The organism is Stenotrophomonas sp. P5_A9 (assembly GCF_056400525.1).
This window is the reverse complement of record NZ_JBFULC010000061.1, coordinates 1-24,180: the sequence shown is the minus strand read 5'-3', so window position 1 is coordinate 24,180 and position 24,180 is coordinate 1. Positions and strand designations below refer to the sequence as shown.

Here is a 24,180-nt window from a genome sequence, read left to right as displayed (position 1 = left end):
GAGCCACGCCATGCGTGGCTGGCAGGTGTCCGCACGCCGGAACGGAGGGCAGCCACGCATGGCGTGGCTCTACCACGGCCATTTCACCTGGCCTGGCGGCCCGGTCGCTCGGCCTGTTGCAACCACGCAGCGCGCTGGGCTGGCAGGCGCCGACGCACCCAATGCCGGTAGAGCCACGCCATGCGTGGCTGGCAGGTGTCCGCACGCCGGAACGGAGGGCAGCCACGCATGGCGTGGCTCTACCACGGCCATTTCACCTGGCCTGGCGACCCAGTCGCTCGGCCTGTTGCAGCCACGTATCACGCTGCGCCGAGGTACTGCTGCGCACCGGCCCCAACGCGGTGATCTTCACCGGCTTGATCCCGCAGAATTCCAGGATCGTCCGCCGCACCTGCTGGTGCCCCGGCATACGGTACACCCAGCGGTAATACCAGGGCGGGGTATCCATCGTGGTCAGCACGCGCGCGCTGCGCCCGGCCAGCAGCCGGTCCCACCACACCGAATCCTTGCGATAGCGGAACGCCACGCCCGGCAGGAAGGCGCGGTCGAAAAAACCCTTCAACAGGGCCGGCATGCCACCCCACCAGGTCGGGTACACCAGCACCAGGTGCTGGCAGTCCGCGATGGCCGCGTTGATCTGCTGCAGAGCCGGTTCCAGCGGCTGGATCTGGCGGTAGCCGTGGCGCAGGATCGGGTCGAAGTCGACCTCGCCCAGCGCGAACAGCTGCACGCGGTGGCCGGCCGCCACGGCGGCCTGCCGGTAGCGCTCGGCCAGGGCACCGCACAGGCTGTCGCGGTCGGGGTGGCCAAGCAGGATGACGATCGATCGGGACATGGGGGCGCTCGCGGAAAGAGCGCGCAGGCTACGGTCTGCCCCATGGGGCAGAGTCAAGCGGCGCGGCAGTCGCCAGCGGCCATGCACGCATCCAAAGCACCGGTGTCACCCTGACCGATCAACACGACCACCTCGGCCCGAAGCTGGGTCAGCGCCGCATCCAGCTGCTGCAGCCGCTGCATGTCCGCGCGCACGGCCTGCTGCCTGTCCGCCAGCAACGCCTGCACCCGCAGCCAGTCGATGCCGCCATCGTCGCGTCGCAGTGCGGCCACGTCGGCAAGCCGGAAGCCCAGCGCCAGCGCCTGCCGGATCAGCAGCACCAGGTTGAGATCCTGCTCGTTGTAGTCGCGGTAGCGGTTGATCCGCGGCACGGCGGCCAGCAGTCCGCGCGCTTCGTACAGGCGGATCGCCTTCTGGCTGGCACCGCTGCGTCGGGCGACCTCGGAGATGCGCATCAGTCGCGCACCAGGCCGCCATCCACCACCAGGTTCTGCCCGGTGACCGCGCGCGACCAGGGCGAGGCAAAGAACAGCACCGCATCGGCGAACTCGGCCGGCGTGGTCACGCTGCGCAGCGGGGTGTTGGCGGCGATGTAGTCGAACACCGCCGCCGGCGTGGCCGCGCTGGCATCGGTGCTGCGCAGCAGGCCACCAGAGAGCATGTTCACGGTGATCCCGTCCGGGCCGAGGTCGCCGGCCAGGGTGCGGGTGAGCGACAGCAACGCGGCCTTGGCGGCGGTGTAGTCGTGGTAGGGCACCACCGGGTTCTGGAACAGGTTGGTGCCGATGTTGATCACGCGACCGAAATGCTGCGCGCGCATGCCGGGCAGGGCCGCCTGCACTGTGTTCAACGCACCGCGCACGCTGCCCTCGAACTGCGCGCTGAACGCCTGCCAGCCGATCGCATCGGCTTTCGCACGCGCATCGCCATTGAACGAGAACGTCGCCAGCGCATTGTTGACCACGCTGGTGATGTCGCGGCCGAAGTGGGCGCGGGCCCGGGCGAACAGCGCATCGACCTGGTCGCGGTCAGTGACATCGGCGCGCACCGCCAGGGCGTTCGGGCCGACTTCGGCGGCCAGTGCCTGTGCGGCGTCGACGCTGTGCAGGTGGTTGATCACCACCTGTGCGCCCTCGCGGGCGAACGCGCGCGTCACGTGCTGGCCGAGGCCACGGGCACCGCCGGTGACAAGGACGAGTTGCTGCGAAAGCTGCATGGAGGCACGACCGGACGAAGGGGGCGCACAGGGTAGCAAGCGTCCGCGCCCTCGATGCACGCGCGCCGGTAGTGGCACCGGGCGCATGTCCCCCTTGTGCACGCTTGCCAGCACCGGCTAGCCTGCGCGCATGACCACTATCCCTGTTCGCCTGCTCATCCACGGTGCCTCCGGTCGCATGGGCCAGGCCCTGCTGCGGCTGGCCGCCGACAATTCCGACCTGCAGGTCGTCGCTGCGGTGACCCGCCGTTCGCCGGCACAGCGCGTGGTCGACGGCGTGCCGCATTTCGCCAGCAGCGAGCTGGCCGGTGCGCCGCAGTTCGATGTCGCCATCGATTTCAGCCTGCCCGAGGGTTTCGACCCGGTCCTGGCGTTGTGCGTGGAGCGCAAGGCCGGGCTGGTCTCGGGCACCACCGGCATCAGCGAGGCGCAGCGCCAGGCCCTGATCGAGGCCGCCACCGGCATCCCACTGGTCTGGGCGTCCAACTTCAGCCTGGGCGTGGCGGTACTGGAGGAGCTGGTAGAGCGCGCGGCTGCCACGCTGGCGGGCTGGGACTGCGATATCGTCGAATCCCACCATGTGCACAAGCAGGATGCACCGTCGGGCACCGCGCTGACCCTGGGCGCGGCGGCGCAGAAGGGCGGGGCGCAGCCGCATTACGCCAGCCTGCGGGCGGGCGACATCGTCGGCGAGCACTTGGTCCAGTTCACCGGGCTGGGCGAGCGCATCGAGCTGACCCACCGCGCCACCAACCGCGACATCTTCGCGCGCGGCGCACTGTTCGCCGCCACCCAGCTGAATGGGCGGGCGCCGGGCAGCTACCGGGTTCGCGATCTGTTGGCCGGGGCCATGCCCGCCGCGGGCGGCTGATCTGCGGGCCCCCAAGGCGGCCTGTGCAGGCTCGGCGTCACTGCCACGGCTGAAGAGGCAAGGCCCCGCTGCCTGAACCCCGGGCGGGCCCGTCACGGCCGTACGCCAGCGAATGCATGCAAACGCTGGCGTCGCAGGCCCCTTGCCTTTACAATTCCCGCTCGCCGAATCACGACAGCCGGACCGGTCCCGCACCGCAGTCCGCGCTTTTTTGCAGCCGCTTTTCAGTGTGCCGCGCGGCGTGACTTCGGTGACCCCATCGGTAGCCAAAGTGAGAATTCCGTGACCCAAGCCGCAATCCTCGTCCTCGAAGACGGCACCGTATTCGAGGGCGAATCCGTAGGCGCGCCCGGCCTGTCCGTCGGTGAGGTGGTGTTCAACACCGCCATGACCGGTTACCAGGAAGTGCTGACTGATCCTTCCTACGCCCGGCAGATGGTCACGCTGACCTACCCGCATATCGGCAACACCGGCATGACCGACCAGGACGACGAAGCCCACAAGGTGTGGTCGGCCGGCCTGATCGTGCGCGACGTTCCGCGCCGTCCCAGCAACTGGCGCAGCCAGGTGTCGCTGCAGGACTGGCTGCTGCAGCGTGGCGTGGTGGCCATTTCCGGTATCGACACCCGCAAGCTCACCCGCATCCTGCGCGAGCGTGGCGCGCAGAACGGTGCGCTGATGGCCGGCGACGGCATCAGTGTGGAGAAGGCGCTGGAAGCGGCCCGCGCGTTCCCCGGCCTGAAGGGCATGGACCTGGCCAAGGTGGTCAGCACCGACAAGTCCTACCCGTGGACCGAAGGCCAGCTGGACCTGGACAACAACGAGTTCGTCAGCGCCGCGCCGCAGTACAAGGTGGTGGCCTACGATTTCGGCGCCAAGCTGAACATCCTGCGCATGCTGGCCGAGCGCGGCTGCGACATCACCGTGGTGCCGGCGCAGACCCCGGCCGTCGAGGTGCTGGCGATGAATCCGGACGGCGTGTTCCTGTCCAACGGCCCGGGCGATCCGGAACCGTGCATCTACGCGATCGAGGCGATCAAGACCTTCCTGGACCGCAAGCTGCCGACCTTCGGCATCTGCCTGGGCCATCAGCTGCTGGCGCTGGCCTCCGGCGCGAAGACGGTGAAGATGGGCCACGGGCACCATGGCGCCAACCATCCGGTCCAGGACCTGGATACCGGCCGGGTGATGATCACCTCGCAGAACCACGGTTTTGCGGTTGACGAAGCCTCGCTGCCAGCCACCCTGCGGGTTACCCACCGCTCGCTGTTCGACGGCACCAACCAGGGCATCGCACGCACCGACGTGCCGGCGTTCTCCTTCCAGGGCCATCCGGAAGCATCGCCGGGCCCGCACGATGTCAGCCCGTTGTTCGACCGTTTCGTGACCCTGATGGCGGAGGCCAAGGCCTGATCCGCCACGCCGCCGGCGCGTCCGGCGGCATCGCGACGGATCGCAAGCCCTGCAGTGCCGCTGCCCCCAGGCGCGGCGCTGAACCCCGGAAGTTTCCTGATCGACAGCGTGCGATCACCCCCGACACGCTGTACTGACTTAGAGAAGACAATGCCCAAGCGCACTGACCTTAAAACCATCCTCATCATCGGTGCTGGTCCGATCGTCATCGGCCAGGCCTGTGAGTTCGACTACTCCGGCGCCCAGGCCTGCAAGGCCCTGCGTGACGAGGGGTACCGCGTGGTGCTGGTCAACAGCAATCCGGCCACGATCATGACCGACCCGGAGATGGCCGATGCGGTCTACATCGAGCCGATCAACTGGCAGACGGTCGAGAAGATCATCGCCAAGGAAAAACCCGACGCCCTGCTGCCGACCATGGGTGGCCAGACCGCGCTGAACTGCGCGCTGGACCTGGCCGACAACGGCGTGCTGGAGAAGTACAACGTCGAACTGATCGGCGCCAAGCGCGATGCGATCCGCATGGCCGAAGACCGCGAGCTGTTCCGCGTGGCCATGGGCGAGATCGGCCTGGAGTGCCCGTCGGCTGCGGTCGCGCATACGCTGGAAGAAGCGATCGAGATCCAGACCCGCGTCGGCTACCCGACCATCATCCGCCCCAGCTTCACCCTGGGCGGCAGCGGTGGCGGCATCGCCTACAACCGCGAAGAGCTGATCGACATCGTCACCCGCGGCCTGGAACTGTCGCCGACCACCGAAGTGCTGGTCGAAGAATCGGTGCTGGGCTGGAAGGAATTCGAGATGGAGGTGGTGCGCGACACCGCCGACAACTGCATCATCGTCTGCTCCATCGAGAACCTGGACCCGATGGGCGTGCACACCGGTGACTCGATCACCGTGGCCCCGGCGCAGACCCTGACCGACAAGGAATACCAGCGCCTGCGCGATGCCTCCATCGCCGTGCTGCGCAAGATCGGTGTGGATACCGGCGGCTCGAACGTGCAGTTCGGCATCAGTCCGACCACCGGTCGCGTGGTGGTGATCGAAATGAACCCGCGTGTGTCGCGTTCCTCGGCACTGGCCTCCAAGGCCACCGGCTTCCCGATCGCCAAGGTCGCCGCCAAGCTCGCCGTGGGTTACACCCTGGACGAATTGAAGAACGAAATCACCGGCGGCCTGACCCCGGCCTCGTTCGAGCCGTCGATCGATTACGTCGTCACCAAGATCCCGCGCTTTGCCTTCGAGAAGTTCCCGGCGGCCGATGCGCGCCTGACCACCCAGATGAAGTCGGTGGGCGAGGTGATGGCGATGGGCCGCACCTTCCAGGAATCGCTGCAGAAGGCGCTGCGCGGCCTGGAAACCGGCAAGATCGGCCTGGACCCGACCGGCCTGGACCTGTCCAACGAAGACGACATCACCACCATCAAGCGCGAGCTCAAGGCCCCGGGCCCGGAGCGCCTGTTCTTCGTGGGTGATGCGTTCCGCGCCGGTTTCAGCGTGGAAGACGTGTTCGCGCTGTCGCACATCGACCCGTGGTTCCTGGACCAGATCGAAGAGATCATCCAGGCCGAAGCTGAAGTTGCCGCCGACGGCATCGACGCGCTGGACGCGGCGCGCCTGCGCAAGCTCAAGCGCGCCGGCTTCTCCGACGCCCGCCTGGCCGAACTGACCGGCACCAACGAAGCGGCCGTGCGCGCGCTGCGTCGTGCCCACAAGGTGCGCCCCGTCTACAAGCGCGTGGACTCGTGCGCCGCCGAGTTCGCCACCAGCACCGCCTACCTGTACTCGACCTACGAGGACGAGTGCGAAGCGGCGCCGAGCAACCGCGACAAGATCATGATCCTGGGCGGCGGTCCGAACCGCATCGGCCAGGGCATCGAGTTCGACTACTGCTGCGTGCACGCGGCGCTGGCACTGCGTGAGGATGGCTATGAAACCATCATGGTCAACTGCAACCCGGAGACCGTCTCCACCGATTACGACACCTCCGACCGCCTGTACTTCGAGCCGCTGACGCTGGAAGACGTGCTGGAAATCGTCGAGCTGGAACAGCCAAAGGGCGTGATCGTGCAGTACGGCGGCCAGACCCCGCTGAAGCTGGCGCGCGCGCTGGAAGCCAATGGCGTGCCGGTCATCGGCACCTCGCCGGACTCCATCGACCTGGCCGAAGACCGCGAGCGTTTCCAGCAGCTGGTCGACAAGCTCGGCCTGAAGCAGCCGCCGAACCGCATCGCCCGCAACGACCAGGAAGCCCTGCTGCTGGCCCGCGAGATCGGTTACCCGCTGGTGGTTCGCCCGAGCTACGTGCTGGGCGGCCGTGCGATGGAGATCGTCTACGGTGAATCCGACCTGGCCCGTTACGTGCGTGATGCGGTGAAGGTCTCCAACGATTCGCCGGTGCTGGTGGACCGCTTCCTGGACAACGCGGTGGAAGTGGACGTGGACATCATTGCCGACAAGGACGGCAACGTGCTGATCGGTGGCGTGATGGAGCACATCGAGGAGGCCGGCGTGCATTCGGGCGATTCATCCTGCTCGCTGCCGCCGTACTCGCTGTCGGCTGAAACCCAGGCCGAGCTGCGCCGCCAGGTGGTCGAGCTGGCCAAGGCCCTGAACGTGGTCGGGCTGATGAACACCCAGTTCGCCATCCAGGCCGGCGAGAACGGCGAAGACATCGTCTACCTGCTGGAAGTGAACCCGCGTGCCTCGCGCACCGTGCCGTTCGTGTCCAAGGCCACCGGCATGGCGCTGGCCAAGATCGCCGCGCGCTGCATGGCCGGCAAGACCCTGGCCGAACAGGGCGCCATCAAGGAAATCGTGCCGGACTACTACTCGGTCAAGGAAGCGATCTTCCCGTTCGCCAAGTTCCAGGGCGTCGACCCGATCCTCGGGCCGGAGATGCGCTCCACCGGTGAGGTGATGGGCGTGGGCCGCAGCTTCAGCGCTGCCTTCGCGCGTGCGCAGGAAGCCGGCGGCATCAAGGCGCCGCCGCTGGGCAAGGCGTTCGTCTCGGTCCGTGATCCGGACAAGAAGCGCGTGCTGCCGGTCGCCAAGGCACTGGTCGAGCGCGGCTACACCCTGGTGGCCACCCGTGGCACCGGCGCGTGGCTGCAGGAGCACGGCATGGCCTGCGAAATCGTCAACAAGGTGGTCGAAGGCCGCCCGCACATCGTCGATTCGATCAAGAACGGCGAGATCGTCTACATCGTCAACACGACCGAAGGTCGCGCGGCGATCAATGACTCCTTCTCGATCCGTCGCGAAGCGCTGCAGCATCGCGTCACCTATTCGACCACCATCGCCGGCGCCATGGCGCTGGTGCAATCACTGGAATTCCGCGGCACCGGCCCCGTCTGGTCGCTGCAGGAACTGCACAAGGAGTTGAACGCATGAGAGCACCGATCACCCTGAAGGGCGCGCAGCGTCTGCGCGAAGAGCTTGACCACCTGAAGTCGGTCAAGCGCCCGAAGGTCATCGCGGCGATCGCCGAAGCGCGTGAGCACGGCGATCTCAAGGAGAACGCCGAGTACCACGCCGCGCGCGAAGAGCAGGGCTTTATCGAAGGCCGCATCAAGCAGCTGGAAGGCGAGCTTTCGCATGCCGAGATCATCGACATCACCAAGCTCAATGCCGGCAGCAAGGTGGTGTTCGGCGCCACCGTCGAGTTGTGCGACGTGGAGAGCGATGAAGAGAAGCGCTACCAGATCGTGGGCGACCTGGAGGCCGACATCAAACTCGGCCTGATCGCGATCTCCTCGCCGCTGGCACGCGCCCTGATCGGCAAGCTGGAAGGCGATGCGGTCACCATCGACGCACCGGCCGGCCAGCGCGAGTACGAAATCGTCAGCGTCCAGTACCTGGCCTGACATGGCCACGGCGACATTGCTGTTGCCGGCGCGCAGCCGCTTCCCGGCCGCGCCTTTGCCCGACGACGTGGCGAAGGCGCTGGGGCGCGCCGAGCGCAGCAGCGTCGACGGGGGCGAGCGTGCCCAGCTGCAGCGGCATTTCCAGCTGCAGCCGGCGCACTGGCCGGTGGCCGCACTGACCCGCCAGCTGGACGTCGGCGATGCCGGCGAGGCGGTCTGGCTGCGCGCCGATCCGGCCAACGTGGTGCCGGACATGCAGGGCGCGCGGATGATGGGTCACGGCGATACGCTGCGGCCTGATGCGGAGGATGTGGCCCGGTTGTTGCCGGCGCTGCAGCCGCTGTTTGCCGGGTTCGGCTTCACCCTGGATGCCCCGGTGCCGTCGCGCTGGTACCTGCGCCTGCCGCCGGGAACCACGCTGCCGGACTTCCACAGCCCCGATGATGTGCTCGGCGATGACCTGTTCGCGCATCTGCCCGAAGGCGATGCGGGCCGCCGTTGGCGTGCCCTGCTGACCGAAGCGCAGGTGGTGCTGCATACCCACGACTGGAACCAGCAGCGCGTGGCCGACGGCAAGCGGGCGATCAATTCGCTGTGGTTCTGGGGCGGCGGCGAGTTGCCGCAGTCGGTGCAGACCGCGCACGCCCAGGTCTGCAGCCGCGAGGCCCTGCTGCAGGCCCTGGCCAAGGCCGCCGGCCTGCAGGCCGACAACGAACAGCAGGTGGACGCCTTGGTCGACCTGCGCCAGCTACGCTCGCTCGACCAGCTCGGCAATGATGCGATCCGTCCGTTGCTGTCGGCCGTGCAGCGCGGTGAACTGCGGCGGCTGGTGCTGGATTTCGAGGACGGCGTACGTTTCGAAATCGACAAGGGCCAACGCTGGCGGTTCTGGAAAAAGCCGATACAACTGCACGACGCGTGAGGCGCAGCCACCCGTGGGGTGGCGCTACCGGATCGGCGTGTGCGTCGTGGGTCATCGCCAGCAGCCGGTATCATGGCTGCGTCGAAACCTGTTTCGGCGTTCCGCCCGCCATTCGAGTCTGCCTTGCCTTCTTCCGATACGCCCCAGATCCAGCGCCGTCCGCGTGTACCCCTTGCCGCCGACTGGCCGGCCGACATGTTGCCGCTGCTGCAGCGCCTGTACGCCGCACGCGGGGTGACCGACGCCGCGCAGGCGCAGCCGAAGCTGGCCCAGCTGCACGCACCGGAGCTGATGGGCAGCATGCAGGCGGCGGTGGAGCTGCTGGCCAAGGCCATCGCCAACAACGAACGCATTCTGGTGGTCGGTGATTTCGACTGTGATGGGGCCACCGCCTGCGCGGTGGGTGTGCGCGGGTTGCGCATGCTTGGGGCGCGCGACGTGGTGCACGCGGTGCCCAACCGCATGCTGCATGGGTATGGCCTGTCGCCGTCGCTGGTGGCGGACCTGGCGCCGCTGCAGCCGGGCCTGCTGGTCACCGTCGACCATGGCATCGCCTGCCATGCCGGTGTCACCGCCGCCAAGGCGCTGGGCTGGAAGGTGCTGGTCACCGACCACCATCTGCCCGGCGAACACCTGCCGCCCGCCGATGCGCTGGTGGACCCCAACATCGACGGCGATGCCTTCCCGAGCAAGGCGCTGGCCGGCGTCGGGGTGATCTTCTATGTATTGATGGCGCTGCGCCGACACCTGCGCGCGCAGGGCGCCTTTGCCGCCACCCGCGAACCGGACCTGTTGACCCTGTTGGACCTGGTTGCAGTCGGCACCGTCGCCGATCTGGTTGCCCTGGATGCCAACAACCGTGCACTGGTATCGGCCGGCCTGCGCCGGTTGCGCAGCGGGCAGGGCTGCGTGGGCCTGCAGGCACTGATCGAAGCCAGCGGCCGCGACCCGGCGCGCCTGAGCGCTACCGACATCGGCTTCGCGCTCGGCCCACGGCTCAATGCCGCCGGCCGCCTGGAAGACATGGCGTTGGGCATCGAGCTGCTGCTGACCGAAGACCGCAGCCAGGCGCGCGAGATCGCCCAGACCCTGGAGCAGATCAACGCCGAGCGCCGCGCGGTGCAGCAGTTGATGACCGACGATGCGGAACTGGCGGTATCCCGCGCGGTACTCAGCGCCGAGGGCGAGCGCCCGATCGCCGCCTGCCTGTTCGATGCCGAGTGGCATCCCGGCGTGGTCGGCCTGGTCGCTTCGAAGATGAAGGACCGCCTGCACCGCCCGGTGATCGCCTTCGCCCCGTCCGAACCGGGCAGCGATTCGCTGCGCGGTTCGGCCCGATCCATTCCCGGCTTCCACATCCGTGATGCATTGGCGCTGGTCAATGCCGCGCACCCGGGCCTGATCGACAAGTTCGGTGGCCACGCCATGGCCGCCGGCCTGAGCCTGCCACATGCACGCCTCGAGGATTTCCAGCAGGCCTTCGTCGCCGTGGTCGGCACCCGCATGGACCCGGCGTCGTTGCAGCAGCACCTCATGAGCGATGGCGAGCTGGCCGCCGATGAGCTGGACTACCGCCACGCCGAAGCGCTGCGTCTGGCCGGTCCGTGGGGCCAGGCCTTCCCCGAGCCGCTGTTCGACGGCCATTTCCAGGTCGCACGCTGGCAGGTGTTGAAGGAAAAGCACCTGAAACTCAGCCTGCGCGTGCCCGGGCGCGCCGAGCCGCTCAACGCGATCCACTTCAGTGGCTGGAAGGGCAACGCGCCCGCCAACCACGTGCACATCGCCTACCGGCTGGTCAGCGACGATTACCGTGGCGGCGGTGCGATCCAGCTGATCATCGAGCATTGCGCCGACGCCTGATGTCCGCCGTCGCGCCTGCTGCGCCCTCTACATCCCGTTTGTGTTCCTGACCATGACTGCCCACGCCCTCGTGCTTCCATCGCCCATCGAACGCTTCGACCTGCAGAGCCAGATCGTCCTGCAGGGTGACCCTGCAGCCCGCGCCACGCTCTCGGCGCGGGAAGGATTCGAGTTCCCGGATCTGGCGGGCTCGCGCCAGAGCATCGCGTGGCTGCTGCAGAACGAGTTGTCCGTCCGGGTAGCGGTGGAGGGCGCCGAGTCCGGCACCGAGGGCGTCGGCGTCGAACAGGCCGTTGCCGCAGTGATGGCGCGCTTGGGCCGTACCCGTTGCGTGGCCGACCACTACCAGCCTTCGGAGGATCCGGACGACTACAGGAACGCGGACGACCAGGTCGGTGCGCTCGACTTCACCTGCCATCTGCCCGATCCTGCCCCGCTGCGCCAGCACTACGCCGAACTGCGCGAAGCGGCTACGCCGCTGGAGCGCCAGCAACGCTCACACCGCTTGCTGCTGGCCTACGTGGAGCACCTGCGTTCGGCTCCGGACCGGCCGGTGCGCGGGCACCATGCCACGTGGTCGCGGCCGTGGACGGCCGACCACGCGGTCATGCAGAGCATGGCGGTGATGGACACGATCCTGCCGGAGCTGTTTCCCTTTGATGGTTGGGACCAGGACGAGGACTGAGTGGACGCCGGCACCACGGATACCCCGCGCTGAAGCGGCCAGGTCCGTGCCGCGCCTTACTCCACTACCTTGGTCACCAGCGTCGCCATCTCCCACGCGCCACCGGCCGACACCAGCCGGCACAGTCCGGTGCTGGACACAGCGGTCTTGACGAACTGCGTGCCGGTCCAGCCCCAGCTCGTGGAGTAGAAGCAGTCGCCGAGGCCGCGGCCCTTGCTGGCCTGCTGGATGGTGCGCACGTCATCATCCATCCCCGAGGCGGTCACCAGCCTGGGCTGGTAGGGCGCGTGGTCGTTGACCACCCAGTAGCCGTCACCGGTGTTGTAGGCGGCACGCCAACAGCCCTGCGACACCAGCAGTTTGTCCGCGCTCAGCCGGTGCACGCTGGTCTCCTGCGGGCCCTCATCGGACATCGCGCCGTTGCCGGGATGCAACGCTTCGCACTCGTCTGCCGTAGTGGCCTTCACCAGCGCCGCACGCAGCGCGGCAGCGTTGGCCAGCGCCGCGTCGGCAGGACGGGTGGGGACGATCTTGCCGAGCTTCACTACCGGCACCGGCAGTGCCGGCAGCACGGTGCTTTCGGCCGCGCTGCCCTTGCGCATCAGCGCGCCGGGCGTGCCCAGCCGGCCCTGGAATTCGTCCATTTTCAACAGCACCGCCGATGCACCGCGGTCGGACACGGTCCAGCGCTTGCCGTTATTGCCGACCAGCACGATGCGGCTGTCACGGGTCAACGACTTGAGCAGCGCGGCCACCTGTGCCGGCGAGAGGTCGGCGGTGCCGTCGGCGGGGGTGTACTTCAGTGCGCCCAGCTTGGCGTCGTTGATCTGCAGCGACAGTTGTTTCGGCAGGGTGGTCTCGTCGTACTGGCCCAGCATCAGCTCGGCCTTCACCGGCTGGCCGGGACCGGCCAGGCGGGTCAACAGGATCGAGACCGGTTCGTTACCGCCGTCTTCGTCGTTCTGGTAGCCAGCAGCGCGGCAGGTGCGGGTGTTGTCGCAGGCCAAGGTCCAGTCGTTGTGGGTGAAGCTCAGTCCGCTGCTGGCGTCGGGCGCGGCCTGGGCCGGCAGGATCGGGGTCAACAGCAACAGGGGAAGCAGGGCGGGCAGGCGCACGTGGACGTCCTTGTGGTGGTACATCAGGGGAGCGGCATCTTGGCCCAGGACGGTGGACACGCCAAGCCTTGCATCGCGTCGACCCCGTTTACCGGCATGATCCGTTCAACCTGCTGTCATCGGATCGGGAGCGTCACATGGAACGCGCACTTCGTGGGATCGGCATGCTGGGCATGCTGTGGCTGGGAACGCAGGCCGGCATGGCGCAGACGCGCCCGGCAGCCACGCCGCAGCCGCCAGCGGTAGCGCCGCTGCTACAGGTGGCCGGCGCCGAGGTGCCAGTGCAGTTGCGCCAGGTCAGCCTGGACAGCCGGGTCGTGGCCGGGCTCGGCGAGACCCGCATCGAGATGGAGTTCTTCAACCCCAATGCGCGGGTGCTGGAAGGGCAACTCGAGTTTCCGCTCGCCGATGGCCAGCAGATCGCCGGGTTCGCCTTGGACATCGACGGGGTGCTACGCGATGCGGTGCCGGTGCCCAAGGCGCAGGGACGCCAGGTGTTCGAGGCGATCGAACGGCGCCGGGTCGACCCTGGCCTGCTGGAACAGACCGCCGGCAACCAGTTCCGCCTTCGCATCTACCCGATTCCCGCCCGTGGCAGCCGCCGCGTGGCGCTGACCTTCCGCGAGACCTTGCCGGTGGATGCACAGGGCCTGCGCTGGAACCTGCCGTTGCAGTTCGCCCGCGACGCCAGGCAGGTGACGCTACGGCTGGACGCGCGTGGCACCGGCAAGCCGGTGGTGGGCGCAGCACTTCCCTGGACGTTCCAGGCCCGCGATGGCGCCCACGTGGCGCAATGGCAGGGTGCCGGGAGGGCCCTGCCGGCGCAGGCGCAGATCCGCTTGCCGCAGGTACGCCAGTTGGATGCGGTCACCGGCCTGCGCGAGGGCGAGCGCTATCTGTTGGCGCAGATACCGGTACCGGCCCAGGCCGCCCCGCGCGCGTTGCCCAAGCGGGTAGGGCTGCTGTGGGATGCCTCCGGATCGGCCCGACAACGCGACCGCGCCACCGAAACGGCGGTGCTGGACCGCTATTTCCGCGCCATCGGCGACGGTGAGGTGGAGCTCACCGTACTGCGTGACCATGCCGAAGCGCCGCGCAGCTTCCGCATCCGCGGCGGTGACTGGAGCGGGCTGCGCGCGCACTTGACCTCGCTGCCGTTGGACGGCGCCAGTGCATTGGGTGCATGGACGTCGCGCGCCGATATCGGCGAGTACCTGCTGGTCAGCGACGGGCTGTCCAACTATGGCCGACAGGCGCTGCCGCCGTTGGCGGCTGGCCAGCGCCTGTACGCATTGAGCAGCGCCGGTGCACGCACCGATGGTGCGCGGCTGCGCGCCTGGACCCAGGCCCATCACGGCCAGGCGCTGGTGCTGTCCAGTGCCGCCGAGGTCGACGCCGCGATGCCGTTGTTGATGCAGCAGCCGGCTGACGTGGTCGAACTGCGCGGCGATGGCGTGGACCAACTGGTGGCCGACGCCAGCCATGCCAGTCAGGGCTGGTTGCGCGTCACCGGGCGCGTTCAGCGCACTGACGGCGCGGTGGATGTTGGGGTGCGCCTGGCCGATGGCCGGGTCCATCAACAACGCATTGCCGTGTCCGGCGCCCGTGCGCTGGACGGTGGACTGGTGGCGCACGCGTGGGCCGATGCGCAGATGGCCGCGTACGCGGCAGACCCGGTCGCGCACGAGGACGCCATGCGCACGTTGTTCCGGCAGTTCCGCCTGGTCGGGCCCGATACCTCGCTGCTGGTGCTGGAAACCCTGGACGACTACCTGCGTTATGGCATCCGCGCACCGGCACCGCTGCGGGAGGCATACGACCGTCTGCATGCGGTGCGCATTGATGATGAAAAGCAGGCCCGTCGCCAGCGTCTGGACCAGATCGCGCGGCAGTTCGCCGACCGCGAACGCTGGTGGAACACGCGCTGGCCCAAGGACGCACCGGTAGCCAAGGCCGGGCTGGAGAAGTCCGCGCCGATGCCGGTCGCCGCGGCCGCACCGGCCGAGGCGCAGCCTTACATGGAGACCCGTGCCAACGACGTGGTCAGCGCGCCCGCACCGCCGATGCCGATGGCGCCGATGGCGGCACCCAGTCGCGCGAGCGGCCAGCTGCAGAGCGTCGAACTGACCGCCAGCAAGGTCGCAGGCGGCAGGGCCAACAGCGGCGCCATCGCGATCGCCCTGGCCCCGTGGGAGCCCGATTCGGACTACGCGCGCCGCCTGCGCGATGCCCCGCCGGCACAGCTGTACGCCACGTACCTGGCCGAGCGCGACCAGCACGCCGACAGCAGCGCCTTCTACCTGGACGTGGCCGATCTGCTGCTGGCCAAGGGCCAGCGCGACCTGGCCCTGCGGGTGCTGTCCAACCTGGCCGAGATGCAGCTGGAGAACCGCCATGTGCTGCGCGTGCTCGGCTACCGGCTGATGCAGGCCAGGGCGCCCGAGCTGGCGGTGCCGGTGTTCCAGCAGGTGCTGCGGCTGGGCGAGGAGGAGCCGCAGAGCTTCCGTGACCYGGGCCTGGCGCTGGAGGCCAGCGGGCAGTACCCGCAGGCCGTGGCGATGTTCAATGAGGTGGTGGAGCGGCCTTGGGACGGTCGCTTCGATGGGATCTCGCTGATCGCGCTGGACGAACTCAACACCCTCGCCGCGCGCGAGCGGGTGGACCTGAGCGCGGTCGATCCGCGTCTGCGTCGTGCGATGCCGCTGGACCTGCGCGTGGTGCTCAGCTGGGACAGCGACAACAGCGACATGGACCTGTGGGTCACCGACCCCAACGGCGAGCGCGCGTATTACGGCAACCGCCTCACCTACCAGGGCGGGCAGATGTCGCAGGACTTCACTGGCGGCTACGGGCCCGAGCAGTTCTCGCTGCGCGAGGCCAAGCCGGGCACGTACAAGGTGGAGGCCAATTTCTTCGGCAGCCGTGAGCAGCTGGTCACCGGCGCCACCACGCTGAGCCTGCGCCTGAGTACGCATTGGGGGACACGCAGGCAGCGCGACCAGCAGGTCACGATGCGGCTGAAGGAACGCGCGGAGACGGTGCTGGTGGGGGAATTCGAGGTGCGCTAGCACCCGCGTTAGTCTGCAGGGGACACACGGCCGGGACGCCCGTGCCGTGTGTCGGATGCGCGCTGCGGGCAGCCGATGCGCCGCACCAGCAGCTACCATGCCCGATTGCTGCATGATTCCGCCCCGCCGCATGGACGACCCGATGACTTCCCGCCCTTCCTCCCGCYGGCGCCCCACCACCCGTTGGCTGGTCTGGGCCGCCATCCTGCTTGCCAGCGCGGTGGCCAACGCCTTCGTCGAGGTCATGGACGCCAGCCGCCGTGGCGAGGCGCTCGCGTTGTGGCAGCCGATGACCTGGGAGCTGAGCAGCGCCGGCATGATCCTGCTCACCCTGCCGCTGCTGTGGTGGGGTTGCCAACGCTGGCCGTTGCATGCCGACACCTGGACGCGCCGGCTGCCGCTCTACCTGCTGGCCAGCGTGGCGTGGTCGCTGCTGCACGTGGTCGGGATGATGGCGCTGCGTCACCTGGCCTACGCGAGCCTGGGCGAGCATTACGTCGATGGCTCCGGCTGGGTTTCTCGGCTGCTGTACGAGTACCTCAAGGACGTCCGCGCGTTCTTCACCTTCGTGGCGATCGAGCACTTCTTCAGCTGGTTCGGCCGCCGGCGGCAAGGCGAGGCGCACCTGCTGGCCGCGCCGGAGGATGCACCGCCCGAAGAACCGGTGGACCGGCCCGAGCGTTTCCTGGTGCGCAAGCTCGGCCGTGATTTCCTGGTGGCTACCGGCGACATCGAATACGCCCAGGCCGCCGGCAATTACATGAACCTGCACGTGCGCGGCCACGACTACCCGTTGCGCAGCACCATGGCCGCGCTGGAGGCGCGGCTGGACCCGGCGCGGTTCGTGCGCATCCACCGCAGCTACGTGCTCAACCTGGGCTTCCTGGTGTCCATCGAGCCGTTGGACAGCGGCGAAGCACGCGCCCACCTGGCCGACGGCAGCGCGCTGCCCTGCAGCCGCCGCCAGCTGCCGGGCCTGCGCGCGGCGCTGGGGCAGGGGGCGGCGGCGGGCTCAACGGATGCGGCAATGCCGGGCGGCACCACCCGCGCATCTACATGAACGGGCGTTCCAAGCTACAATTCAGGCCTTGTCCCAAGCCTTCAACACCGCCGATATGATCGAGCTCAATCCCGTGCGCCAGCGAATCACCGATCTGACCGATCGCGTGCTCTCGCTCAGGGGGTATCTTTGACTACGACGCCAAGAAAGAGCGTCTGGAAGAAGTAACCCGGGAACTGGAAAACCCAGACATCTGGAACAACGCCGAGTACGCCCAGAACCTGGGCCGTGAACGCGCCAACCTGGAAAAGACCGTCGGCGGCATCGCCACGATCCTGGACGGCCTGTCCGAGTCCGGCGAACTGCTCGAACTGGCTGAAAGCGAGCAGGACGAAGATACCGCCCTGGCCGTGGTCGCCGACCTGGACAAGTACCAGAAGCACGTGGAACAGCTGGAATTCCAGCGCATGTTCTCCGGCCAGATGGACACCGCCCCGGCCTTCGTGGACATCCAGGCCGGTGCCGGTGGCACCGAAGCCCAGGACTGGGCCGAAATCCTGCTGCGCATGTACCTGCGCTGGTGCGAATCGCGCGGCTGGAAGACCGAGTTGATGGAAGTGTCCGGTGGCGACGTCGCCGGCATCAAGTCCGCCACGCTGCGCGTTGAAGGCGATTACGCCTATGGTTGGCTGAAGACCGAAACCGGCGTGCACCGCCTGGTGCGCAAGTCGCCGTTCGATTCGGACAACCGCCGCCATACCAGCTTCACCTCGGTGTTCGTGTCCCCGGAAGTGGACAACAACATCGAAATCGACATCAACCCGGCCGACCTGCGCACCGACGTGTACCGCTCCTCCGGTGCCGGTGGCCAGCACGTCAACAAGACCGAGTCGGCGGTGCGTATCACGCATATTCCGACCAACACGGTCGTGGCCTGCCAGACCGGCCGCAGCCAGCACCAGAACCGCGACAACGCGATGAAGATGCTGGCCGCCAAGCTGTACGAGCTGGAAGTCCAGAAGCGCAACGCCGAGCGCGATGCGGTGGAAGCAACCAAATCCGACATCGGCTGGGGCAGCCAGATCCGCAATTACGTGCTCGACCAGAGCCGCATCAAGGACCTGCGCACCGGCATCGAGCGCTCGGACACCCAGAAAGTGCTGGACGGCGACCTCGACGAGTTCGTCGAGGCCAGCCTGAAGTCCGGCCTGGCCGTGGGCTCCAAACGCATCGACGCCTGACCGTCGGGTCGCCCCACGCGGCCCGATGCGCCCGCCCCGGGCCCGCCCGGGGATTTCGCACTCTGCCCCGTCCATCGGCATGATGGCGGGGTTCGTACCTCCCCCAGACATAGACCCACGCCATGAACGATCAGACCCACGCGCCGCAGCCCCCCGTCGACGAGAACAGCCTCATCGCCGAGCGCCGCGCGAAACTGACGGCGCTGCGCGGGCAGGGCATCGCCTACCCGAACGACTTCCGTCGCGAGCACTTCGCCGGCGCCCTGCAGGCCGAGTTCGCCGACGCCGAACAGTGGACCGCCGAGGCCCTGGACGCTGCCGACCGCCAGGTCAGGATGGCCGGCCGGCTGATGGCCAAGCGGGTCATGGGCAAGGCCAGCTTCGCCCAGATCCAGGACGAATCCGGTCGCATCCAGCTGTTCCTGCAGGGCAGCACCCTGGGCGATGCCTACACCGCCTTCAAGGGCTGGGACGTGGGCGACATCATCGCAGTGGAGGGTGGGCTGACCCGCACCAAGACCGGTGAGCTGTCGGTCAAGGCCACCAGCATCCGCCTGCTGACCAAGTCGCTGCGCCCGCTGCCGGACAAGTGGCACGGCCTGTCCGACGTGGAGCAGCGCTACCGCCAGCGCTACGTCGACCTGATCGTGACGCCGGAGTCGCGCGAGGTGTTCATCAAGCGCTCGCGGATCATCCGCGCGATGCGCGCGTGGCTGGACAACCGCGACTTCCTCGAAGTCGAAACGCCGATGATGCATTACATCCCCGGCGGCGCCACGGCCAAGCCGTTCACCACCCACCACAACGCGCTGGACCTGGACCTGTACCTGCGCGTGGCCCCGGAGCTGTACCTCAAGCGCCTGGTCGTGGGTGGGCTGGAGCGCGTCTACGAGATCAACCGCAACTTCCGCAACGAAGGCGTGAGCACCCGCCACAACCCGGAATTCACCATGATGGAGCTGTACGAGGCCTACGCCACGTACACCGAAGTGATGGACCTGACCGAAGGGGTGATCCGCGACGTGGCCAACCAGGTGCTGGGCACGACTACGGTGACCTGGGACGGCGCCACCATCGACCTGGCCCCGGCCTTCCGCCGCTGGCGCATGGACGAGGCGGTGCGCCACCACAACCCGGAAATCAGCGCCGCCGACTGCACCGACCGCGACGCGCTGGCTGCCCATTGCGAGCGCCTGAAGATCCGCATCAAGCCGTCCTACGGCTGGGGCAAGCTGCTGCTGGAGATCTTCGAAGCTACCGTCGAGCACACGCTGGTGCAGCCGACCTTCATCACCGACCACCCGGTCGAGGTCTCCCCCCTGGCCCGTGCCAACGACGACCAGCCCGGCTACACCGACCGCTTCGAGCTGTTCATCAACGGCAAGGAACTGGCCAACGGCTTCTCCGAGTTGAACGACCCGGAAGACCAGGCCGCCCGTTTCCAGGCCCAGGTGACGGCCAAGGAAGGCGGCGACGACGAGGCCATGCACTACGACGCCGATTACATCCGTGCGCTGGAGTACGGCATGGCCCCGACCGGCGGCCTGGGTATCGGCATCGACCGTCTGGTGATGCTGCTCACCGGCAGCAGTTCGATTCGTGATGTACTGCTGTTCCCCTATATGCGTCCGGAAAACTGAGACGTAGGTCCGGCTGCCAAGGGAGGGCAGCCGGGGCGGGGTTCCGCTGAGGTGGCCGCGCGCGTATGGTTTCTGCGTGGCCTTCCCGGTAGACGCCGTGATGGCCAGGGCGATGATCGGTCCGGTGGTGCGTGACATCCGCATCACACCGCGACCACGATCATGAACCGGGAGATCACGACGGGAGGCGGATCCATGCAAGGTGCCAGTGTGCAGAGTGGCGGAGTATTCTCTCCGCAGCATGTTCCAGTGTGGTCCAGGAAGACGGCGGAAGCATCCTTGAATATTGTCATCGTTGACGACCAGACGTCCGCGCGCACCATGCTCCGTCATGTCATCGAGGACATCGCGCCGGAACTGAGCGTGCACGACTTCGGGGATCCGCTCACCGCGCTGGCCTGGTGCGAATCGCACCCGGTGGACCTGCTGCTGCTCGACTACCGCATGCCGGAGATGGATGGGCTGGAGTTCGCCCGCCGCTTCCGCCGGTTGCCCAAGCACCGCGACATCCCGGTGATCCTGATCACCGTGGTCGGTGACGAGCCGATCCGCCAGGCCGCGCTCGAAGCGGGCGTCATCGATTTCCTGGTCAAGCCGATCCGCCCGCGCGAACTGCGCGCGCGCTGCTACAACCTCTTGCAGTTGCGCCAGCAGTCGGAAAACGTCAAGCAACGCGCGCTGTCGCTGGAACAGCGCCTGCTGGCCAGCATGCATGAAGTGGAAGAGCGCGAACGCGAAACGCTGTCGCGGCTGGCGCGTGCGATCGAGTTCCGTGATGCCGGCACCAGTGCCTACCTGGAGCGCATGGCGCACGTGGCCGGGTTGATCGCCGAGCAGCTCGGCCTGCCCGAGGACGAGTGCAAGCTGATCGAGATGGCGGCGCCCCTGCACGATATGGGCAAGATCGCCATCCCCGATGCGGTGCTGCTCAAGCAGGGCAAGCTCAACGAAGAGGAGCTGGCGATCATGCGCCGGCACCCGCGTATCGGCTATGAGCTGCTGAGCGGCAGCCAGAACCGTTTCATCCAGGTCGGTGCGTTGATCGCACTGCGCCATCACGAACGTTATGACGGCAGCGGGTATCCCGACGGCCTGATCGGCGATGCGATCCCGCTGGAAGCGCGGATCGTGGCGGTTGCCGATGTATTCGATGCCCTGATCTCACCCCGACCGTACAAGGAAGCATGGACGATGGAAGCGACGTTGGCCTACCTCTACGCACAGCGTGGCCGGCTGTTCGACCCGCGTTGCGTGGACGCGCTGCTGCGCGGCCGGCAACAGCTGGACGAAATCTGCGCCCAGCACTCGACCGCCTCGACCCGCCCGGGGATGTGACATGCATGGCCTGCTCCAGCGCCTCAAGCAGCGGCTGGACACGATGCGCGGCCATGCGTTCGTCCGGTTCTTTCCTGCCACGCTGGTGTCGCTGGTCGCACTGGCGGTGCTCGCGCCCGCGCAGTGGTGGATCGGTGCGACGCTGGTCGTGGCCGCCGCTCTCATCCACGTGAGCCGGTCGGCACACGCGGGACGACGCGCGTCGAATGGCTCCAACGCCGGCCGCGGCATCCTCGCCGAGCTGCGTGCGCGGCTGTCCAATCGACCCGACAGCGAGCACCTCCAGAACTTCATCCGGATTGCGATCACCGCGTTGTTCATCGGCTATCTCGGCTGGCGCTATACGCAGGTGGGGGGCGACATTCTGCGCGTGACGTGGCTGATCCTGGCAGTCGAGCTGGCCGTGGCGATGCTGTTGCTGGCGGGTCTGTTGGCGCGACCGGGCGTGTCGCGCGCGCGGCGTACCGTGGGGATGGTCACCGATTACGCCTGCATGGGCGCGATCATGACCCTGCAGGGAGAACCGGCGGCGTTGCTGTATGTGGTGCTGCTTTGGGTCACCATCGGCAATGGCATGCGCTATGGGCGCGGCTACCTGCATGCCGCCACCGCGATGGGCTGCGCGGCGTTCCTCTGCGCACTCCTGTTTTCCCCGTACTGGGCCGGACACCATCTACTCGGCTGGGGACTGCTGCTGGGACTGGGCATGACCCCGCTGTACTTCGTCGGCATCAGCCGGGCCGCGCCCCCGGCCGCCGCCGACCCGCGTACGGCGGCGGTGGGACCGGTGCATCGCCTCTACCTGCAGGTAAAGGAGCGCCTGACCAAGCGTTCGGACAGCGAGCACGGCCAGGCCATCGTGCGTATCGTGTTGATCACGCTGATCCTGGGCTATGTGCTCATGCCCAGCGTGCGCCACGACCTGCCGCCGGCGCAGCATCACGGCGTGCTGGCGATCGTGCTGACCGGGCTGTTCCTGTCGATCACGCTGTTTGCCTGGCTGCTGGTGCGGCCGGCGCGCTCGGATCCGCGGCGTATCGCCGGGATGCTGGCCGATTACGGCCTGATCGCCGCAGGCATGGTGCAGATGGGCGAGCCGCTGGCGTGGGTCTACATCGTGGTGATGTGGGTGACCGTGGGCAACGGCATGCGCTACGGGAACAATTATCTGTACGCAGCCGTGGCCATGGCGCTGGGCAGCTTCGGCTACACCATGTTGGCCACGCCCTATTGGGAACAGAACGGTCGCCTGGGCTTCGGGCTCTGGCTCGGGTTGGCGGCGGTGCCGCTGTACTTCTCCAGCCTGCTGCGTCAGTTGACCCACGCCATGGACGAGGCGCGTCGCGCCAGCGAGGCCAAGAGCCGGTTCCTGGCCAACATGAGCCATGAATTCCGCACGCCGCTCAATGGCCTGTCGGGGATGACCGAAGTGCTGGCCACCACGCAGCTGGATGAAGAGCAGCGCGAGTGCGTCAGCACCATCCAGGCCTCCTCCCGCAGCCTGCTGGCACTGGTGGAGGAGGTGCTGGACATCTCGGCCATCGAGGCGGGCAAGCTGCGGGTGCTGGCCGAGGATTTCTCGCTGGCCGATGTGATGCAGTCCATCGGGCTGATCCTGTTGCCGCAGGCCAAGGTCAAGCGTCTGGCCTACCAGGTCAAGGTGGATGACGCGGTGCCGGCGCGGCTGCGCGGCGACCTGGGCCATCTGCGGCAGATCCTGCTCAACCTGGCTGGCAACGCGGTCAAGTTCACCGACCACGGCAAGGTCGAGATCCGGGTGTCGCTGCTGCGCGATGACGGGCAGGGCAACGTGCGGATCCGGTTCGACATCCTCGATACCGGTATCGGCGTGGTCCCGGCCATGCGTCCGCGGTTGTTCGAGGCCTTCGAGCAGGCCGATGTGAGCATGGCGCGTCGGCACGAGGGCACCGGGCTGGGCACGACCATTGCCAAGGGCCTGGTGGAGGCGATGGGCGGGCAGATCGGCTTTGCCGAGAACCCGCCGCAGGGCAGCTGCTTCTGGTTCGAGCTGCCGTTTGCACTTCCCCCGGTGGTCGCCGGCGAGTTCACCCCGGCGGTGGTCGGCGAGAGCGTGCCCGGCAGCGGCAACAACGTGATCGCGTTTGCCGACCCGTTCCTGCGCCATCGCGCACGCGTGCGCAGCATGAAGATTCTGGTGGCCGACGATCATCAGGCCAATCGCCTGGTGCTGCAGCGGCTGCTGCAGAAGGCCGGGCACAAGGTGGTATGCGTCAACGATGCCGAGGCGGTGCTGGATGCGTTGGCCGAAAGCGATTACGACGTGGCCATCGCCGATCTGCACATGCCGGGGATGAGCGGGCTGGACATGCTCAAGGAGCTGCGGGTGATGCAGGCCGGCGGTGCACCGCGCACACCGGTATTGATCCTCAGCGCCGATGTGACGCCCGAGGCGATCCAGCAGTGCACCCAGGCCGGCGCGCACACCTTCTTCGGCAAGCCGGTGGTGGCGGTGCGGCTGCTGGATACGCTGGCCGATATCGCCACCAACGACCAGTTGCGGGCCACGGCGCCGGTGGTGCATGTGTCGGTGGCGCCCGACGGCGTGCTCGATCCGGGCGTGCTCGATGAGCTGGCGTCGCTGGGGTTGGGGGAGGCGTTCGAGCAGGAGTTCGTTCGCCAATGCCTGGAGGATGCGCGGCAGTGCATCGAGGTGGCCGCCGCCGATGGCGAGCGCGCTGACTGGGTGCATCTGCGCGAGCAGGCGCACGCGATCAAGGGCGTGGCCGGCAACCTCGGGCTGGTGCGCGTGGCGCATCGTGCCGGTGAGGTGATGCGCATGGCCGACTGGCAGTTGAAGACCGAGTGGCGCGAGCGGATCAACCAGATCCGCACCGGGATGAAAGAGGGCCGTGCGGCGCTCGAGGCCCGCGCGCAGAAGCGCGACGCGCGCGAGGATGGTGGTAGCGACGTGCGGTGATCGACCGCTTGCTACCGGATTGGGCGGGGGTGTGTGGGTTCGCGKGACACGCTGCAAGTACRTCCATGTAAGCTCGCGKGCGCCATCCATGGCGTACGACGGTCCCGCGAACCCACACCCATCCATGGCGTACGACGGTCCCGCGAACCCACAC

17 protein-coding genes are annotated in these 24,180 nt (G+C 67.8%); 13 read left to right on the top strand and 4 right to left on the bottom strand.

Going from position 1 to position 24,180, the window contains the following annotated elements:
- Positions 1 to 253: 253 nt before the first annotated feature.
- Genes AC1DR7_RS16665 through AC1DR7_RS16655 form a run of 3 tightly spaced genes read right to left on the bottom strand, consistent with a single transcriptional unit; the run spans position 254 to position 2,051 of the window.
- Positions 254 to 835: an NAD(P)H-dependent oxidoreductase gene (locus tag AC1DR7_RS16665; RefSeq protein WP_457319636.1), complete on the bottom strand. Its 582-nt coding sequence runs from the start codon at positions 833 to 835 to the stop codon at positions 254 to 256.
- Between the two features lie 53 nt (positions 836 to 888).
- Positions 889 to 1,290: a MerR family transcriptional regulator gene (locus tag AC1DR7_RS16660; protein ID WP_478051224.1), complete on the bottom strand. Its 402-nt coding sequence runs from the start codon at positions 1,288 to 1,290 to the stop codon at positions 889 to 891.
- Positions 1,290 to 2,051 carry a 3-oxoacyl-ACP reductase gene (locus tag AC1DR7_RS16655; RefSeq protein ID WP_478051223.1) on the bottom strand — a complete coding sequence of 254 codons (762 nt, stop codon included), beginning with the start codon at positions 2,049 to 2,051 and terminating at the stop codon, positions 1,290 to 1,292. The genes AC1DR7_RS16660 and AC1DR7_RS16655 overlap by 1 nt, the downstream gene beginning before the upstream one ends.
- Before the next feature lie 130 nt (positions 2,052 to 2,181).
- Between AC1DR7_RS16655 and dapB the strand changes: the two genes are divergently transcribed.
- From dapB to AC1DR7_RS16620, 7 genes are all read left to right on the top strand, one after another.
- Positions 2,182 to 2,922 (top strand): 4-hydroxy-tetrahydrodipicolinate reductase, encoded by a 741-nt coding sequence (gene dapB / locus AC1DR7_RS16650; protein WP_457319633.1) that lies wholly within the window; start codon positions 2,182 to 2,184, stop codon positions 2,920 to 2,922.
- A 282-nt stretch (positions 2,923 to 3,204) separates the two neighbouring features.
- Positions 3,205 to 4,335: a glutamine-hydrolyzing carbamoyl-phosphate synthase small subunit gene (carA, locus tag AC1DR7_RS16645; RefSeq protein ID WP_457319632.1), complete on the top strand. Its 1,131-nt coding sequence runs from the start codon at positions 3,205 to 3,207 to the stop codon at positions 4,333 to 4,335.
- A gap of 150 nt (positions 4,336 to 4,485) precedes the next feature.
- Positions 4,486 to 7,728: a carbamoyl-phosphate synthase large subunit gene (carB, locus tag AC1DR7_RS16640; RefSeq protein ID WP_478076563.1), complete on the top strand. Its 3,243-nt coding sequence runs from the start codon at positions 4,486 to 4,488 to the stop codon at positions 7,726 to 7,728.
- Between the two features lie 8 nt (positions 7,729 to 7,736).
- A complete protein-coding gene (greA, locus tag AC1DR7_RS16635) occupies positions 7,737 to 8,201 on the top strand; it encodes a transcription elongation factor GreA (RefSeq protein ID WP_457319519.1) in 465 nt (154 codons plus the stop codon).
- Between the two features lies 1 nt (position 8,202).
- Positions 8,203 to 9,123: a phosphoglycerate mutase gene (locus AC1DR7_RS16630; RefSeq protein ID WP_478076562.1), complete on the top strand. Its 921-nt coding sequence runs from the start codon at positions 8,203 to 8,205 to the stop codon at positions 9,121 to 9,123.
- A 72-nt stretch (positions 9,124 to 9,195) separates the two neighbouring features.
- Positions 9,196 to 10,983: a single-stranded-DNA-specific exonuclease RecJ gene (recJ, locus tag AC1DR7_RS16625; protein WP_478052898.1), complete on the top strand. Its 1,788-nt coding sequence runs from the start codon at positions 9,196 to 9,198 to the stop codon at positions 10,981 to 10,983.
- 52 nt (positions 10,984 to 11,035) lie between these two features.
- Entirely contained in the window at positions 11,036 to 11,668 is a 633-nt protein-coding gene (locus tag AC1DR7_RS16620; RefSeq protein ID WP_457319517.1) for a hypothetical protein, read from the top strand.
- Between the two features lie 56 nt (positions 11,669 to 11,724).
- On the opposite strand, the gene AC1DR7_RS16615 is transcribed toward AC1DR7_RS16620, so the two are convergent.
- The gene (locus tag AC1DR7_RS16615) at positions 11,725 to 12,807 is read right to left on the bottom strand and encodes a DUF1176 domain-containing protein (protein WP_457319520.1); all 1,083 of its coding nucleotides are present in this window, start codon (positions 12,805 to 12,807) and stop codon (positions 11,725 to 11,727) included.
- A 113-nt stretch (positions 12,808 to 12,920) separates the two neighbouring features.
- On the opposite strand from AC1DR7_RS16615, the gene AC1DR7_RS16610 reads away from it, so the two are divergent.
- The 6 genes from AC1DR7_RS16610 (at position 12,921) to AC1DR7_RS16585 (ending at position 24,026) form a co-directional block, all read left to right on the top strand.
- On the top strand, positions 12,921 to 15,851 hold the full coding sequence (locus tag AC1DR7_RS16610; protein WP_478076561.1) for a VIT domain-containing protein: 2,931 nt from the start codon (positions 12,921 to 12,923) through the stop codon (positions 15,849 to 15,851).
- Positions 15,852 to 15,993: 142 nt separating this feature from the next.
- On the top strand, positions 15,994 to 16,911 hold the full coding sequence (locus tag AC1DR7_RS16605) for a LytTR family DNA-binding domain-containing protein (RefSeq protein ID WP_478076560.1): 918 nt from the start codon (positions 15,994 to 15,996) through the stop codon (positions 16,909 to 16,911).
- Positions 16,912 to 16,966: 55 nt separating this feature from the next.
- Positions 16,967 to 18,092, top strand: a protein-coding gene (gene prfB / locus AC1DR7_RS16600) for a peptide chain release factor 2 (protein WP_256777204.1) whose coding sequence is annotated in 2 segments (ribosomal slippage) — positions 16,967 to 17,041 and positions 17,043 to 18,092 — 1,125 coding nt in all. Because the reading frame shifts where the segments join, the coding sequence is not laid out codon by codon here.
- 122 nt (positions 18,093 to 18,214) lie between these two features.
- Entirely contained in the window at positions 18,215 to 19,732 is a 1,518-nt protein-coding gene (gene lysS, locus AC1DR7_RS16595) for a lysine--tRNA ligase (RefSeq protein ID WP_478052897.1), read from the top strand.
- A gap of 195 nt (positions 19,733 to 19,927) precedes the next feature.
- Positions 19,928 to 21,067 carry a cyclic di-GMP phosphodiesterase response regulator RpfG gene (rpfG, locus tag AC1DR7_RS16590; protein WP_256777169.1) on the top strand — a complete coding sequence of 380 codons (1,140 nt, stop codon included), beginning with the start codon at positions 19,928 to 19,930 and terminating at the stop codon, positions 21,065 to 21,067.
- 1 nt (position 21,068) lies between these two features.
- Positions 21,069 to 24,026 (top strand): ATP-binding protein, encoded by a 2,958-nt coding sequence (locus AC1DR7_RS16585; RefSeq protein ID WP_478051996.1) that lies wholly within the window; start codon positions 21,069 to 21,071, stop codon positions 24,024 to 24,026.
- The last annotated feature ends 154 nt before the right edge of the window (positions 24,027 to 24,180 follow it).

Coding starts and splice junctions, on each gene's coding strand:
- AC1DR7_RS16665 (WP_457319636.1), bottom strand. CDS start 835: ATGTCCCGATCGATCGTCATCCTGCTTGGCCACCCCGACCGCGACAGC.
- AC1DR7_RS16660 (WP_478051224.1), bottom strand. CDS start 1,290: ATGCGCATCTCCGAGGTCGCCCGACGCAGCGGTGCCAGCCAGAAGGCG.
- AC1DR7_RS16655 (WP_478051223.1), bottom strand. CDS start 2,051: ATGCAGCTTTCGCAGCAACTCGTCCTTGTCACCGGCGGTGCCCGTGGC.
- dapB (WP_457319633.1), top strand. CDS start 2,182: ATGACCACTATCCCTGTTCGCCTGCTCATCCACGGTGCCTCCGGTCGC.
- carB (WP_478076563.1), top strand. CDS start 4,486: ATGCCCAAGCGCACTGACCTTAAAACCATCCTCATCATCGGTGCTGGT.
- AC1DR7_RS16630 (WP_478076562.1), top strand. CDS start 8,203: ATGGCCACGGCGACATTGCTGTTGCCGGCGCGCAGCCGCTTCCCGGCC.
- recJ (WP_478052898.1), top strand. CDS start 9,196: ATGGCTGCGTCGAAACCTGTTTCGGCGTTCCGCCCGCCATTCGAGTCT.
- AC1DR7_RS16620 (WP_457319517.1), top strand. CDS start 11,036: ATGACTGCCCACGCCCTCGTGCTTCCATCGCCCATCGAACGCTTCGAC.
- AC1DR7_RS16615 (WP_457319520.1), bottom strand. CDS start 12,807: ATGTACCACCACAAGGACGTCCACGTGCGCCTGCCCGCCCTGCTTCCC.
- lysS (WP_478052897.1), top strand. CDS start 18,215: ATGAACGATCAGACCCACGCGCCGCAGCCCCCCGTCGACGAGAACAGC.
- rpfG (WP_256777169.1), top strand. CDS start 19,928: ATGCAAGGTGCCAGTGTGCAGAGTGGCGGAGTATTCTCTCCGCAGCAT.
- AC1DR7_RS16585 (WP_478051996.1), top strand. CDS start 21,069: ATGCATGGCCTGCTCCAGCGCCTCAAGCAGCGGCTGGACACGATGCGC.